This window comes from Phytomonospora endophytica (assembly GCF_014202425.1).
GTDB classification, from domain to species: domain Bacteria; phylum Actinomycetota; class Actinomycetes; order Mycobacteriales; family Micromonosporaceae; genus Phytomonospora; species Phytomonospora endophytica.
In genome coordinates, this window is sequence record NZ_JACHGT010000009.1 from 25603 (window position 1) to 40837 (window position 15235).

General features: G+C 71.4%; 10 protein-coding genes and 1 pseudogene. 4 read left to right on the top strand and 7 right to left on the bottom strand.

Annotated features, from left to right (window positions below):
• Nucleotides 1–37 precede the first annotated feature (37 nt).
• From HNR73_RS20870 to HNR73_RS20890, 5 genes are all read right to left on the bottom strand, one after another.
• Entirely contained in the window at nucleotides 38–985 is a 948-nt protein-coding gene (locus HNR73_RS20870) for a cation diffusion facilitator family transporter (RefSeq protein WP_184789250.1), read from the bottom strand.
• Nucleotides 982–2181, bottom strand: coding sequence for an SIS domain-containing protein (locus tag HNR73_RS20875; RefSeq protein ID WP_184789525.1), 1200 nt, complete (start codon nucleotides 2179–2181; stop codon nucleotides 982–984). The genes HNR73_RS20870 and HNR73_RS20875 overlap by 4 nt, the downstream gene beginning before the upstream one ends.
• Nucleotides 2182–2189: 8 nt before the next feature.
• Nucleotides 2190–2384: a Trm112 family protein gene (locus tag HNR73_RS20880; protein WP_184789251.1), complete on the bottom strand. Its 195-nt coding sequence runs from the start codon at nucleotides 2382–2384 to the stop codon at nucleotides 2190–2192.
• A gap of 28 nt (nucleotides 2385–2412) precedes the next feature.
• Nucleotides 2413–3774, bottom strand: a complete 1362-nt coding sequence (locus HNR73_RS20885; RefSeq protein ID WP_184789252.1) for a phosphomannomutase/phosphoglucomutase — start codon at nucleotides 3772–3774, stop codon at nucleotides 2413–2415.
• Between the two features lie 134 nt (nucleotides 3775–3908).
• The gene (locus tag HNR73_RS20890) at nucleotides 3909–4334 is read right to left on the bottom strand and encodes a DUF3499 domain-containing protein (protein WP_184789253.1); all 426 of its coding nucleotides are present in this window, start codon (nucleotides 4332–4334) and stop codon (nucleotides 3909–3911) included.
• A gap of 108 nt (nucleotides 4335–4442) precedes the next feature.
• Between HNR73_RS20890 and HNR73_RS20895 the strand changes: the two genes are divergently transcribed.
• Nucleotides 4443–4919, top strand: a complete 477-nt coding sequence (locus HNR73_RS20895) for a metallopeptidase family protein (RefSeq protein ID WP_184789254.1) — start codon at nucleotides 4443–4445, stop codon at nucleotides 4917–4919.
• Nucleotides 4920–5060: 141 nt separating this feature from the next.
• Here HNR73_RS20895 and HNR73_RS20900 read toward each other — a convergent pair.
• Together HNR73_RS20900 and HNR73_RS20905 are read right to left on the bottom strand one after the other, a co-directional pair.
• Nucleotides 5061–5312 (bottom strand): annotated as a pseudogene (locus HNR73_RS20900) (WhiB family transcriptional regulator); the annotation flags it as partial.
• Between the two features lie 817 nt (nucleotides 5313–6129).
• Complete coding sequence (locus tag HNR73_RS20905) at nucleotides 6130–7140, bottom strand: hypothetical protein (RefSeq protein ID WP_184789256.1); 1011 nt, start codon at nucleotides 7138–7140, stop codon at nucleotides 6130–6132.
• Nucleotides 7141–7235: 95 nt separating this feature from the next.
• On the opposite strand from HNR73_RS20905, the gene cofD reads away from it, so the two are divergent.
• The 3 genes from cofD to HNR73_RS20920 all read left to right on the top strand — a co-directional run bounded on the left by cofD (nucleotide 7236) and on the right by HNR73_RS20920 (nucleotide 15233).
• Nucleotides 7236–8156, top strand: a complete 921-nt coding sequence (gene cofD / locus HNR73_RS20910; RefSeq protein WP_184789257.1) for a 2-phospho-L-lactate transferase — start codon at nucleotides 7236–7238, stop codon at nucleotides 8154–8156.
• The gene (locus tag HNR73_RS20915) at nucleotides 8153–9454 is read left to right on the top strand and encodes a coenzyme F420-0:L-glutamate ligase (RefSeq protein ID WP_203686011.1); all 1302 of its coding nucleotides are present in this window, start codon (nucleotides 8153–8155) and stop codon (nucleotides 9452–9454) included. The genes cofD and HNR73_RS20915 overlap by 4 nt, the downstream gene beginning before the upstream one ends.
• A 67-nt stretch (nucleotides 9455–9521) precedes the next feature.
• Nucleotides 9522–15233 (top strand): pentapeptide repeat-containing protein, encoded by a 5712-nt coding sequence (locus tag HNR73_RS20920; RefSeq protein WP_221331053.1) that lies wholly within the window; start codon nucleotides 9522–9524, stop codon nucleotides 15231–15233.
• Nucleotides 15234–15235: the final 2 nt, after the last annotated feature.

The following is a 15235-nucleotide window of genomic DNA, read 5'->3' on the forward strand; positions in this document are numbered from 1 at the left end:
CTTTCGTCCTCCGGCGAGCGTCCAAGGGGTGAACGGACTACTTGGCGGCGGCGTCCGCCCGATCGATGTCCGGTTCGAGGTAGATGACTCGCGCGATCGGCACGGCGGCGCGCACGCGCGCCTCCGCCTTGTCGATCCCGCGTGCGATCTCGGCGGCCGTCTCGTCATGGCGTACCGCGATCTTCGCGGCGACCATGAGTTCCTCGGGCCCGAGGTGCAGGGTCTTCATGTGAATGATGTGGTCGACCTCTTCGCCGACCAGGGCGTTCTCGATGGCCTTGACGTGCTCGTCGGTCGCCGACTCGCCGAGCAGGAGACTCTTCGTCTCCAGCGCCAGGATGATCGCGACGATGACCAGCAGCACACCGATCGCAACGGTGAAGATGCCGTCGTAGATCCCGTTCTCGGTCACCAGCGTCAGCCCGACACCGAACAGCGCCAGGACCAGACCGACCAGCGCCGCCAGGTCCTCCAGCAGCACGACCGGCAGCTCGGGCGCCTTCGCGTTGCGCACGAAGGACTTCCACGAGGACTTGCCGCGCACCGCGTTGGACTCCACGATCGCGGTCCGGAACGAGTAGGTCTCCAGCGCGATCGCGATGGTCAGCACCACCAGCGGCACCCACCACCACTTCGACGCGAGGAGGTCGTTGGGGTGACCGTCCAGCGTCTCGGTGATCTTGTGATAGCCCTCGTAGACCGCGAACAGTCCACCGACGCTGAACAGCACGATCGAGACGATGAACGCGTAGATGTAGCGTTCACGACCGAAGCCGAAGGGGTGTTGGGGCGTCGCCTTGCGCGTCGCGCGCTTGCCGCCGACGAGCAGCAGCGCCTGGTTACCGGAGTCGGCGACCGAGTGAATGCCCTCGGCCAGCATCGACGAGGAGCCGGTGAGTGCGAACGCGACGAACTTGGTGACCGCGATCCCAGCATTCGCACCAAGTGCGGCCACGATGGCCTTGGTGCCGCCGCCAGCGCTCACGTGTTGTCCTCCATGACGTTGCTCAGTTCCTTCATCTCCGACACGGCGGGCACCGACATCGGGTCCAGCCCGTGCGCGAGCGCCAGGTACACCGACGCGAAGTCGGGCACGGCGACCAGCGACGCGAGCCGCTCCAGCGCCGAGGCTCCCTCGGCGTTGATGACGTCGCATCGTATGCCACGGCGCCCGGTCAGTTCGACCACGGCGTCGGCCCGCTTGGAGTCCTTCGGCGTGCCCGACTCGTCACCGTCGAGGCCGTCGTCGCGCAGCAGCACGATCCGCAGCCGCGTCGACTCCGGCTCGTCCTCGGGGTCGGCGAAGATGTCGCGGTCCTGCTCGGCGAGGGTGCCGAACACCCCGTCGAGGAGGCCGACCCGGCCGCGGCCGGCCTCGCCGAGCTCACCGGCGAGCACCGGGTAGCGGGCGTTGGCGGCGAGCATGTCGCCGAAACGGCGGGCGGCCACACCGGCGAGCGGAGACGAACCCCACACGACCGGGATGGAGTTGGCCAGGTCGAGGGCGAGCGATTTGGCCGGGTTGACGAAGGGCTCGGCGCCGGGCTTGCAGCGTTCGGCGTCGGCGTCGAGACGTGCGGCGGTCTCGGCGATGTCGGCCTCGTTGAGGCGGATCAGCCCGAAGGACTTCGCGGCCATCAGGACCGGGATCGTCAGCGCCCACAGGCTCATGCGGGCCGGTGCCCGGCGCGGGACCGGGATGTAGGGCGCGCGGGCGCGCTCGGCGACGGCCTGCAGTTCGGTGTCTGGCGCGCCGATCGCGACGAGGCGGGCGCCGCGGCGGGCGGCGGCCTCGGCGGCGGCGAGCGCCTCGGGGCTGCGGCCGGACGCCGACACGGCGATGACCACGTCGGCGGCGCCGACCCAGCCGGGGATGCCGGCGCTGCGGTGGGCCACGACCGGGACGGGCGCGCGGGGTCCGGCGACCGTCGAGAGGATGTCGCCGGTGCGGGCGGCGGTGCCGACGCCGGCGACGACGACCGCGCGGGGGCGGCCCTCGTCGGCGAGCGACACCAGGTTCGCCTCGGCCGCCAGGGAGGCGGCCTCCCGGAGCTGCGGTCCGGCGGAGGCGAGCGCGCGCAGCGCGTCGCCGGGGTCGCCGGCGGCGATGGCCTCGGCCGAGCCGAGGCGGTCCTCGTCGACCCGGCACTGGCCGGTGACTCCGGCGGTGCCGTCGTCCATGCGCTTGCTCACGCGGCGTCTCCGGGGTTCTTCGGGCCGGCCACGGCCTCGTCGAGGAGCAGGACGGGGATTCCGTCGCGGATCGGGAAGACCCGTGCGCACTCGGTGCAGGTCAGCGTCTGCGCGTCGGCGTCATAGGTCAGTGGCGCGTGGTGCTCGTCCGGGCAGGCGAGGACCTCAAGAAGTTTCGCGTCGAGTGTCACTATGGCTCCTTAAACCTGTGGTTCGTGTTCAGCCGCGGACGATGGCCAGCACCGCGTCGCGGAGACGCTCCATGCGCTCGGGGGTCGACGCTTCGACGTTGAGACGCAGCAGTGGCTCGGTGTTCGACGCGCGCAGGTTGGCCCAGGCTCCGTCGGTCATGGTGATGGTGAGCCCGTCGAGGTGGTCGATCTTCTCGCCGGCGAAGGCCTCCTCGACGGCGGCGAGGCGCGCGGCCTGGTCGTCGACCGTGGAGTTGATCTCGCCGGAGGCGACGTAGCGCTCGTAGTCGGCGGCGAGCTCCGAGAGGGGCTTGTCGCTGCCGCCGAGGGCGGCGAGGGTGTGCATCGCGGCGAGCAGGCCGGTGTCGGCGAACCAGAAGTCGCGGAAGTAGTAGTGCGCGGAGTGCTCGCCGCCGAAGATGGCGTTGGTGCGGGCCATTTCGGCCTTGATGAAGGAGTGGCCGACGCGAGTGCGGACGGGGGCGCCGCCGTTCTCGGTGACGATCTCGGGGACCGCGCGCGAGGTGATCAGGTTGTGGATGATCGTGGCGCCGGGGTCGCGGGCCAGTTCGCGGACGGCGACGAGTGCGGTGATCGCCGAGGGCGAGACGGGGTCGCCGTTCTCGTCGATGACGAAGCAGCGGTCGGCGTCGCCGTCGAAGGCGAGGCCGATGTCGGCGCCGACTTCGACGACCTTCTTCTGCAGGTCGACGAGGTTCTTGGGTTCGAGGGGGTTGGCCTCGTGGTTGGGGAAGGTGCCGTCGAGTTCGAAGTACATCGGGACGACGGTGAAGGGCAGGTCCTCGAAGGCGGTGGGGACGGTGTGGCCGCCCATGCCGTTGCCGGCGTCGACGGCGACGGTCAGGGGGCGGATGCCCGACAGGTCGACGAGGGTGCGCAGGTGCGCGACGTAGTCGGCGAGGAAGTCGCGTTCGGTGAGGGTGCCGGGGGTGTCGGCGGTGGTGGGCTCGGCGCCGTCGAGGATCGCCTGGGCGCGGTCGCGGATGTCGGCGCCGCCGGTGTCGAGGCTGACGGGCCGGGCGCCGGCCAGGCAGGTCTTGATGCCGTTGTACTCGGCGGGGTTGTGGCTCGCGGTGAACATCGCGCCGGGGACGTCGAGGCTCCCGGAGATGAAGTAGAGCTCGTCGGTGGAGCAGAGTCCGGCGAAGACGACGTCGATGCCCGCGCGGGTGATCGCACCGGCGAAGGCCCGCGCGAGGCCCGGGCCGGTGTCGCGCATGTCGTGGGCGACGGCGACCTTGGTGGCGCCGTGGCCGCGGACGAGGTCCGCGAAGCCCGTGCCGAGGGCGGCGGCCGCCGCCTCGTCGAACTGGCCGGGGACGGTGCCCCGGATGTCGTAAGCCTTGACGATGCTGGCCAGATCCGGCACTGGTGCCCCTCCTGTGTCGCGTGGATGACCACAGACATCCTCCCTTGCCTGGCCGCGAGGGGTGAGCGCGGGTGCCGGTGCCCGGCGGGCGGGCACGGGCCGAAGCGAGCGTCGGCGCAGGTCGGGGGCGCGGGTCAGCGGTCGTCGACGATGCGCAGGTGGCCCCGGCGTCCGGTGTTGGCGTCGCGGGAGGGCGGCGCCTGCGGTGGAGGGGGCGGTGGGGGCGCCGAGGCCGACGCGCGCGCGGGCGCGTCGGGGAAGGGGAGCTCCGGGGGCGTCTCGTCGCGCGGGCGGGCGGCTTCGCGGACGGCCTCGGCGAGCGCGACGAGGTCGTCGGTGCTCGGTTCGGGGGTCGCGTACTCGCCTTCGTGGCGGACGAGATCCCAGCCCAGGGGGGCGGTCAGCCGGGTGGCGTGCGCCTCGCACAGGTCATAGGAGTGGGGCTCATCGGAGGTGGCGAGCGGACCGACCACCGCGGTGGAGTCCACATAGATGTACGTCAAGGTGGCGACCGCCGCTTCGCGGCAGCCGTTCCGGGAACACAACCGATGTGACCTCACGGCCCGAACGGTATCGCCCCGTGCTCCGCGGCCGCATCCGATATCGGTCCGACACGCCGAGCGGGCGCCGTGTAAGGCCGCCGAAGGCGCCGGATCTAGTCTTGCGACATGACCCGAGGACCCCGACCCGCGCGACGCGGGCACCGCGACCGGCGCGGCCGTGGGCTGCGTGGTCGCCTGGTGCCCGCGTCGGTGCCCATGGCCCGCACGCGAGCCGAGACCTTCGACGAGTTGGTGCTGTCGGCGGTCGATCAGTTGGAGCGGCACCTCGTCGGCCGCGATACCGATGAGCATCGCAAGGCCGCGCGGCGGTTGCGCGAGGTCGAGTTCGCCGTCGAGGACGTGCCCGGCGAGTTCAACGTGTACGACACCGACGTGCTGGAGGACGGGCAGGTCCCCTTGGCGCGTCTGTTGCCTGCGCAGCCGGGAACCGCGGGGGCGCTGCCGCGGATCGTGCTGTACCGCAGGCCCCTTGAGCTGCGCGGTGACGGAGACGAGCTGGCCGCCCTGATCAAGGACGTGCTCACCGAGCAGGTCGCCAATCTGCTGGGCATCGACCCGTCGGACTTCGACCCGCCGGAGTAGCGGCCGAGCCACCCCGGTGGATCTCGGTCACGCCGCCTGGGGCGTCTGTTCGGTTTCCAGTACCGGTGCCGGGGTCACGACCTGCATGACCGGCGCGGTGGACTGCGCCGCAGCGGCCGCGGCGGCGAGTCGTACCTCATTGGCGCGCCTTTTGATCTTTCGCCGTTCCCGTTCCGACATGCCACCCCAGATACCGAAACGTTCATCGTGCTGCATCGCGTACTCAAGGCATTCGGTCGTCACCTCGCAGCGCGAGCAGATTCGTTTGGCCTCACGTGTCGAGCCCCCCTTCTCCGGGAAGAACGCCTCCGGGTCGGTCTGCGCGCACAACGCGCGCTCCTGCCACTCGGGGACGCTTCCCAGCAGGTCGGCCAGGATGTCGTGGCCGTCCATTATGTACGCCTCCTCGCTCACCTATCGGCGGTAATTGGCGCCAACCCCCCGCTGTTGCCGGAACCGCCGAGAGTGACGACGGTCCACTGCGACGGGTTTCCGTCACACCCCTTTGATGAATTACACGCGTGTCATCCGTCCTTCGTCAAGCAGAACCTGGTAATAGACCCGTTCGGGCAGTCGAATTAGCAGATTTTGCTCAGCACAAAGCACGCTGCGACGTGTTGGCACCGACCGATAACGGACAGTAGTGCACTCGGGTGTCGGGGGGTTTGGTGGGGTGGGTGGGGCGGGAGTGAGACAGACGACCGGCCGTCCGCCTCCGCTCACGCCCCCCGGCTCGGCGAACAGGCGTGGGCACGAGCTGGAACCGGGCCTGGGTGCCGTCCGCCGCATCGTCTCCACCCGCACGTCGGGCGGCGACACGGTGGGGCTTCCGGTCCCGGCGGGGCGGCACGAGCGTTCCGGCGTCACCTTCCCGCACGGCCTCCCGCAGTGGCCCGGGCGGCGACATCACGGTGCTCGGTCCCGGCGGGGCGGCATGGGCGTTCCGGCGTCACCTTCCCGCACGGCCTCCCGCAGTGGCCCGGGCGGCGACATCACGGTGCTCGGTCCCGGCGGGGCGGCACGAGCGTTCCGGCGGGTCATCTCCCTGCGCGCCTCCGGCAACAGTCCGGGACACCACACGAGCCGCGGGACCCGAGTCCCAGAGCGAGCAGCCGGCGGCAAGCCCCCCACCCACAAAGAAAACCCCGGCCGCCAAGCGACCGGGGTTTCTCGTACCTGAACCCGAGCTCCAACCCTCGCGGACCGGCGGCTACGCCCCCGGCTGCTGCGGCGGGTTCGGCTTGCCGATGACCTGCGTGTGCTCGTCGTCCGGCTGGCCCCAGGCCGGCGGCTGCGGCGGCTGGGGGTTGCCCTGCGGGGCGGCGGGGGCACCGGACGTCGGTGCCGGGACGCCCGACGTCGGCGCGGGCGGGCCGGAAACCGGCGGCTGGCCGTAGGGGTTCTGCTGCGGCTGCTGCGGCTGCCCGATCATCTGCGTCGCCTCAGCCCCGTACTGCGGCTGCTGCGGCTGCTGCGGCGCCTGAGGCGGCTGCTGCGGGAACATCTGCGTCGCCTGGTCGTCCCCACCACCGTACTGCTGCTGCGGCGGCTGGGGCTGCCCGTACGCCGGCGGCTGCGGCTGCCCGTACGGCTGCTGCGGCTGACCCTGCTGGGGCTGACCCTGCTGCGGCTGCTGCGGCTGGCCGTACGCCGGCGGCTGCCCCTGCTGCGGCTGCTGTCCGTACGGCTGCTGCTGCCCGTAGGGCTGCTGTCCGTACGGCTGCTGCCCGTACCCGTACTGCGGCGCGACCGGCTTCGGCGGCTGGAAGTGCAGGTACACCTTCAGCACGACGAACAGCGCGACACCGATCAGGGCCATGCTGGTCAGGTGCCCGAGGACACCGACGATCAGTTCGCCGGCGTCGGCCGACGAACCGGTCTCGATGATCCGCACGACCAGGAAGATCAGGTCGAGCAGCAGCACCAGTCCGTACTCGATCAGCGCGACCAGAGCGAACGTCTTCGACTCGGCCTGCACCGGCTTCACGTGGCTCAGCAGGAGAACGGCGAGCACGGGACCGACGAGCACGACGGTGCTGCCGCTGATCTGCGCGCCGCTGGCCCCCGACGAGAAGGAGTCGGCCAGGAACACCCTGATGAGGTCGAGCAAGATGAACAGACCGGAGGCCGCGATCAGTGCGATGGCGATTATCGGACGCAACGGTTTCGTAGACACCGCCGCCGTGTCCTTATCGGCGGTATCGGTTGTCTGGGTTGTCACGATTCCTCCTCGGCGAGACCTGTGGTAGCGCTGAGCCTATCGGTCCACACCAACCCCGTATCCCCTTCGGGTCGGGGGTCGGCGAGACTATGCGCATGCATGTTGTGGTGCTGGCGGGCGGAATCGGCGGCGCGAGGTTCCTTCAGGGAGTCCGCGAACTCGGGGTCGAGGTGACCGCGGTGGTCAACACCGGGGACGACGTCACCATGCACGGCCTGCGGATCTGCCCGGATCTCGACAGCGTCATGTACACCCTCGGCGGTGGCGCCGACGCCGAGCGCGGCTGGGGCCGCACGGGTGAATCCTGGGTCGTCAAAGAGGAACTGGCCGCCTACGGCGCGGAGCCGACGTGGTTCGGTCTCGGCGACAAGGACGTCGCCACGCACCTGGTCCGCACGCGCATGCTCGCTGCGGGCAATCCGCTCTCGACGGTCACCGCGGCGCTCTGCGACCGCTGGAAACCCGGTGTTCGGCTCCTGCCGATGAGCGACGACCGCGTCGAGACGCACGTCGTGACGGGCGGACAGGCGATCCACTTCCAGGAGTGGTGGGTGCGGCATCGCGGGCAGATCCCGGCCGAGCGCTTCGTGTTCACCGGCGCGGCCGAGGCGAGGCCGGGGGCGGGCGTCCTCGACGCGATCGCGTCGGCCGACCTGATCCTGCTGGCGCCGAGCAATCCGGTCGTGTCGATCGCGCCGATCCTGGCCGTGCCGGGCATTCGCGAGGCGATGGTGGCGGCTTCGGCGCCGGTCGTGGGGGTCTCGCCGATCATCGGCGGCGCACCGGTCCGGGGCATGGCCGACAAGTGCCTCGCCGCGATCGATGTGGAGGTGAGCGCCGGCGCGGTCGGCGCGATCTACGGATCGGACCTGCTCGACGGCTGGCTCGTCGACGAGACCGACGCCGACACGACCGTCGAGGGCGTCCCGGTCCGTTCACGTCCCTTGTGGATGTCCGACACCGCGGCCACCGCCGCGATCGTGCGCGACGCCGTCGACCTGGCGGGCCTGTCGTGACGCTCGAAATCCTGCCGGTGCACGGGATCGGCGAGGTCGGCGAGGGCGACGACCTGGCCGCGCTGATCGCCGCCGCGGCACCGGATCTGGCCGACGGCGACGTCCTCGCCGTGACCAGCAAGATCGTCAGCAAGGCCGAGGGCCGGGTCACCGTTGGCGACCGGGAGGCCGCGATCGACGCCGAGTCGGCCGGGCTGGTCGCCCGGCGCGGGCCGACGCGGATCGTGCGGACCCGCCACGGTCTGGTGCTGGCCGCCGCGGGCGTCGACGCGTCCAATGTGGAGCCCGGCACGATCGTGCTGCTCCCGGTGGATCCGGACGTCTCCGCCCGCGAGCTTCGCCACGAACTGCGCGAGCGTTTCGGCGTCACCGTCGCCGTTCTGGTCACCGACACGCTCGGGCGGGCCTGGCGGCTCGGGCAGACCGACGTGGCGATCGGCGCCGCCGGCCTGGCGCCGATGCGCGCCTACGGCGGTGAGCTGGATCCCTACGGCAACAAGCTGACCGTGACCGCGCCCGCCATCGCCGACGAGCTGGCCGGGGCGGCGGATCTGGTGAAGGGCAAGACTTCCGGCGTTCCCGTCGCGATCGTGCGCGGGCTCGGCGAGTGGGTGACCGAGGAGGACGGTCCCGGAGCCGCCGCGCTGGTGCGGCCGGCCGCCGAGGACATGTTCGGCCTGGGCGCCGACGAGGCCCGCCGGGAAGGGCACCGCGAGGCGGTGTCGCTGCGCCGGTCGGTGCGCGACTTCACCGGTGAGGCGGTCGATCCGGCCGTGATCGAGCGGGCGGTGGCCGCCGCGCTGACCGCTCCCGCGCCCCATCACAGCGTGCCGTGGCGTTTCGTGCACGTGTCCTCGGTGGACCTTCGCGAGTCGCTGCTGACGGCGATGCGGGAGGCGTGGACCGCCGATCTGCGCGGTGACGGGTTCACTGAAGAGTCCATCACCCGGCGCGTGGCCCGCGGCGGGATCCTCTGGCGGGCGACGGAACTGGTGATCCCCTGCCTGGTGCGCGACGCCGCGCACGACTACCTCGACGAGCGTCGCGCCGACGCCGAACGCACCATGTTCCACGTCGCGATGGGCGCCGGTGTCGAGAACTTCCTGGTCGCACTGGCCGCCGACGGCGTGGGCTCGTGCTGGGTATCGTCCACATTGTTCTGTCCGGACGTGGTGCGCGGGATCCTCGATCTCCCCGGCGACTGGGAACCGATGGGCGCCGTCGCCGTCGGGTACCCCGCCGAGGCCGCGAAGCCTCGTCCGTCACGCCCCACCGGGGACTACCTGCTCCACAGGTGACACCCGTACTGTTTCCACGTAGCGTTTGGTATCAATGACACTCACCGACAGTGGCGGGAGGGTGCGGATGCGGCCACCGGAACATGCGGTCGCCATCGTGCTGAATGTGGACGGTCGCCAGACCGGGCTCGGGTTCCTCATCGGGCCGAGGGAACTGGTGACCTGCGCGCACGTGGTCAACACCGCGATCGGGCGGAAGCGTTCGGACCGTTCCCCGCCCGACGCTCCACTGCGGGTGCGCTTCCCTTTCGCAGCGGGCAAAGGAGACGTGACCGCCACGGTCGGCGCGTGGTTCCGTTCCGACGGTCCCGGTGACGCCGACCTGGCGATCCTGACACTCCCGCCGGGCGTCACCGACGGTCTGGATCCCCTCGCCCTGGCCGATCGGGCCGACAGCGGAATAGACGTGCAGATGTGCGGCCCCTCGACGCATGGTCTGCAGCACGTCCGCGGTCTCCTCGTCGGGCAGGCCGGTCTCGGCCGTCTCCAGATCGACCAGAACCGCGGCGGCGCCTACCGGGTCGTGCCCGGGTTCAGCGGCGGACCGGTGTGGCGGCAGTCGACCGGTGAGGTCGTCGGCGTCCTGCGCGCCGCCACCCTCGAAGAAGGCGCCTCGGCCGCCGAGTGCATCGACATCGCGGTGCTGCATCGCCTGCGCGCCGGGCGTTCCCACGTCCAGGAGCGGCCGTCCCCGGGCGCCCGCCATCCCACGATCCTCCAGCTCGGCGGGACCCGGTTCACCCGGCACGACCGGACCACCGCGTCCCTCCTGGCCGAGGCGATCCTGACCGACCTCGCGCGGCTCGAACACGAACACCGGCTGCGCCCGAACCTGCTCGTCGTCGGCGGGGACCTCACCGAAGGCGGGCGTCCCCCGGAGTTCGGCGTCGCCGAACTCTTCCTCGCACGCATCGCCGAGACCCTCGACCTGGCGCCCGACCGGATCGTCCTCGTCCCGGGTCGCACCGACGTGAACACGCGACTGTGCGAGGCCTATTTCGCGCGCTGTGAGGAGTACGACGAGGAGCCGATAGCCCCGTACTGGGAGAAGTGGGCGCCCTATTCGGCGCTCCTGGAGAAACTCACCGGCCGTCCGCTGTCACGGGCCGAACCGTGGTCGGCGCTCGCCCTGGCGCATCCGTCCGTCGCGGTCACCGCGCTGAACTCGACCTACGGTCTCAGCCACCTCCCGAACGCCTGCGAAGGCGTCTACGGTGAGGCCCAGCTGCGCTGGATCACCGCCCAGTCCCAGGAAGCGCGCGTGGCACCGCACATCGTGGTCAGCCATCACGCGCTGCTGGCCGCGCCTCCGTCGCGCGACCCGGAGATCCAGCGGGTGGCCCGTCTCCTGCAGGCCGGCACCGACCTGATCCTCGCCGGTGAGATCGACGCCCGCGTCCCGCCTTTAGACCACGGCGGACCGACGCCCGTCCTGACCGTCACCGGCCGCGACCGCTACCACCTCATACACATCGAACCCGACGGCATCGACGTCTACGCCCGCCGCCGCGACGGCGGTGAGCGCTTCGTCGGTGACACCGGGATCGACCCCGACGGCGACGACTGGCGCCTGCGGCTCACCCGGCGCACCGCCACCCAGGCACCACCCCCACCGCCTTCCACGAGCGACCCGAAGCCGCCGTCGCGGCTGACCGAGAACCTTCGGCTGGTCCTGGAGGCCAGCGAGCTGCGGGACCCCGACGCGCTGTTCGTGTCCCACGAACCCGACGACGCCAACGGTTTCGCCTACCTGCGCGCCATCCGGCGCCACGACTTCGGCGACGGCCTCGAACCGGCCGGGGAATACCTGATCGGCGTCCTGTCCGCGCCACCCGACCGCGACGACCTCGACCGCTTCCGCACCGAGGTCATCGACCTGTTCCGCAGCCCCGGCAACCCCCCACCGGCCCGCCTGGTCTACTTCGGGCAGCTCGCCGAGGCCACCGTCGTCTCCTACGCGCAACGCCTCGGCATCCACGTCGAGAGCTTCCAGCGCTTCCAGCGCGGCTGGGACCCCCGCCGCTTCGTCGCCTGGCAGGAAGTCGACCTCGCCGGCGACCGCCGCTACCCACCACAGCTCTACATCCCCCAGGGCTTCCAGGAACTCGGACCACGCGGGATACCCGTCGACGAGCTCGGCCGCGACAGCGACACCGACCGGCAGGGCCTTCCCGAACGGGTCGCCGGGTGGCTGCGCGAGCCCTACGGGCACCTCATCGTGGTGCTGGGCGCGGCGGGGTCGGGTAAGACCTTCTTCCTGCGGACCCTCGCCCGCGAACTGTCCCATGTGGACTCGCCGGTCACGCCGATCTACCTCCCGGTACGGGATCTGGACCGGCTGCCCGAGATCGACGAGGTCGTCGCCGCCTACCTGACCAGGGCCGGAGAAGAACGGCTCAACCCGACCCGCTTCAACTACCTGCTCAAAGAAGGCCGCATCGCCCTGCTCCTCGACGGACTCGACGAACTCACCGCCCAGTCGAGCTACGAGCGCGCCATCGGGCACCTGCGCGAGATCGGCTCGAAAGCCGAACGGCTCGCCAAGATCGTCGTCACCGCACGGGATGTGGAGTTCCTGTCGAACTCCGCGGTCCTCGACGCCCTCGGCGGCACCAGCGCGGTCACCGAAGGACGCCGGGCACTGCGGATCGCGGAGTTCTCCAGCGCCCAGATCGAGGAGTTCCTCACCCGCCTGCTCGGCACGCCGTCCGACGCCCGCCGCCGCATCGAACTACTCGGCGGCCTTGGTCAACTGCCCGAGGTGGCGCGCAACCCGCGCATGCTGTCCTTCATCGCCGAGATCGACGAGGAACGCCTCCTACAGGCCAAACGCGCCAGCGAGGGACACCTCACCGGCGCCGACCTCTACCAGCAGGTCCTCGACCAGTGGATCACCGGCGAGGTCAACCGGCTCACCACGCGCAGCCAGGTCCCGCCCCTCAACGCGACCGAACTCTGGCAGGCCGTGCGGACCCTCGCACTGCACCTGTGGCGCACCGACCGCGAACACGCCACCATCGACGACCTCGGCCTCGCCGCGGCCGCACTGTCCCAATTGGACGGCGACACCGGCGGCGGCCCACGGCCCGAAGCCGACGTCCGCGTCCACCAGCTCGGCGCCGGCAGCCTCCTCGTCCGCCACGAGGACGGCGAACTCGGCTTCATCCACCGCTCCATCCGCGAATGGCTCGTCGCCAAGGCACTCTCCCCGCTCCCCGAACACGGCCCGGCCGCTCCCCTGTCGCTGCACCGGGTCACCAGCCAGACGGCCCACTTCCTTTGCGAGATCAACGGACGCGTCGCCGTGTGGGCCTGGATCGACGGCCTCACCGGCATCGCCACCCCGACCGCCATCGCCCAGGACAACGCCCTCGCCCTGCAACGCTTCGTCGGGCGACGGCCGCCGATGAACCGGCCCCAGCTCGCCGACGGCGATCCCTCCGACGCCGACCCGCACGACCTGACGACCCGCTACCTCGGCGCCGACCTGCGCCTCTACGACCTGCGCGCCCAGCAGCTCACCGGACAGGACTTCACCGACGCGCTCATGGACAACGCCGACATGTGCGGCAACGACCTGACCGGCGTGCGCTTCACACGGGTCCGGCTCACCGGGGCACAGTTCGTCGGCGCCAAACTCACCGACGCCAGTCTCGTCGAGGCCGACGCGACCGGCGCGAACCTCAACGGCGCCGACCTGTCCCGCACCCTGCTCGACCGGACGATCCTGCGACGGGCCTCGCTGCTCGGCGCCACCGTCGATCCGGCCGCGCTCGCCAAGGCCGACACGACCGGGGCCGCGACGCCGAACACGCCCCTGTCGGTGCAGTTCCGGCCGTCCAAGGTGGGCGAGGTCGCCGCGATCGACCCGAGCGGCGGGCTCGTGGTCTCCGCCGACAAGCACGGCTGGCTGCACCTGTGGGACCTGGAGATCGGCACGCCCATCCGGCAGTGGAAGGCCCTGACCGGCCCGGTCCGCGCGCTGAGCTGGTCCCCCGACGGGCACCACGTCCTCGCGGGCGGAGACGGCTCATCGGTCTCCGACGCGCTCGTCGGCGAAGTCCTGATCCGCTGGAACGACGGCGGTCCCGTGACGGCCGTGGCGTGGTCGCCGCAGCCGAACCGCCTGGCCACCGCCGGTCCACAGGGGACGGTGTCGATCCGCTCCGCGGACTCACTCGACGCCGTTCACGTCGTCCGTCCCCTGCCGAGGGTCCGCGCCATGACCTGGTCACCCGACGGCGCGCACCTCGCCGTCGGCGGCGACAACACGATCGTCGTCCTCAAACCCGGCGACGCCGAACCCCTCGCCCGCTGCGAGGCGCTCAGCGACGTCAAGGTCCTCGCCTGGTCCCCCGACGGGCGCCTGCTCGCCTCCGGACACGGCGACGGGACCGTCGAGACCTGGTCGGGCTCCCGCTTCCTCAGTCAGGACACCGCCCACGCCCACCGCGCCGCCGTGCGAGCGCTGGCATGGACGCCGGACGGCACCGGCCTGTTCTCCGGCGGCGACGACGGCTGGGTCCACAAGTGGCACACCTGGCGGCTGCGCGACGCCGGGCACGTCGAGCACAGTTCGCCGACGATTCGGTCGGCGGTGCGCTCACTGTCGATGTCCGCGGACGGCACGAGACTGGTCACCTCCGGAGGCGCCGACGGGATCCGCGTGTGGAATCTCGACGAACAGAACCGCCATGTGTGGCAGCGCCGGGACAAGGCCGAAGGCGCCACGGCGGCGCGCCCGGACTGGATCCGGACCGCGTCCTGGTCGCCCGACGGCACCCACATCGTCTCCGGCAGCGAACGCGGTGAACTGCGCATCTGGGATCTCCGCAGCGGCGGCACGACCCACAAGCGCCGCCAGTATCCGCAGGCGATCCTGGCCGCCGACTGGGGCGGCGACGGCACGAAGCTCGCCACCGGCGGCAACGACGGCGTGATCGCGTTGTGGCAGAACACCCTCAAGCCGGAGCCCTCGTGGGCCGGCGGAGCCTGGGTCCGGGCGGTCCGCTGGTCGCCGGACGGCGCCCTCCTGGCGACCGGCAGCGACGACGAGTACGTGCACGTCTGGGATCGCGCGCGCCGGGATCCGTTGCACCGCTGGCGTTTGGGCGGCCGGGTCCGCGACGTCGTGTGGTCCCTCGACGGGCACCGCGTGTTCGCCGCCGGGCTGGCCGGGGCGATGGGCTGCTGGAACGTCGAGGGCGGCCGGACGGTGTGGCGGAAGTCCACGATGGACCACACGGTCTGGGCGCTGTGCGTGACCGAGACCCTCGTCCTCACCGGCGATTCGGCGCGGATGCTGCGGCTGCACTCCGCCGACGGCGGCACCGAGATCGCCGCGTGGGAGGCCCACGCCGGTTCGGTGACGGCGGTGGCCTGGAACGCGTGGGAGCACCAGATCGTCTCGGCCGGAACCGACGGCATGGTGCGGATCTGGGACCCGAACACCCACGCCGTGCTGTGCGAGTGGCTCGCCCACGCGGGCTGGATCACGTCGCTGTCACTGTCCCCGGACGGGCGGCACCTGCTCACCAGCGGCGACGACAACGTCCTGCGGGTCTGGCACGCCGGCACGGGTGAACCGGTCGCGACGCTGGTGCCGCTCTCCAACGGCCGTGAGGCGGTCTTGTACGGCGACGGCTTGACGTACAAGCTGAACGGGAACGCCGACGGGCGATTCTGGTACGCCGGGGCGCAGGTCCGCTTCGAGGCGACCGAGGCCGACGAGTACGTGCCGGACCTCGTGCGGGTGCCGGAGAACCACCCGATCCTGTAGGC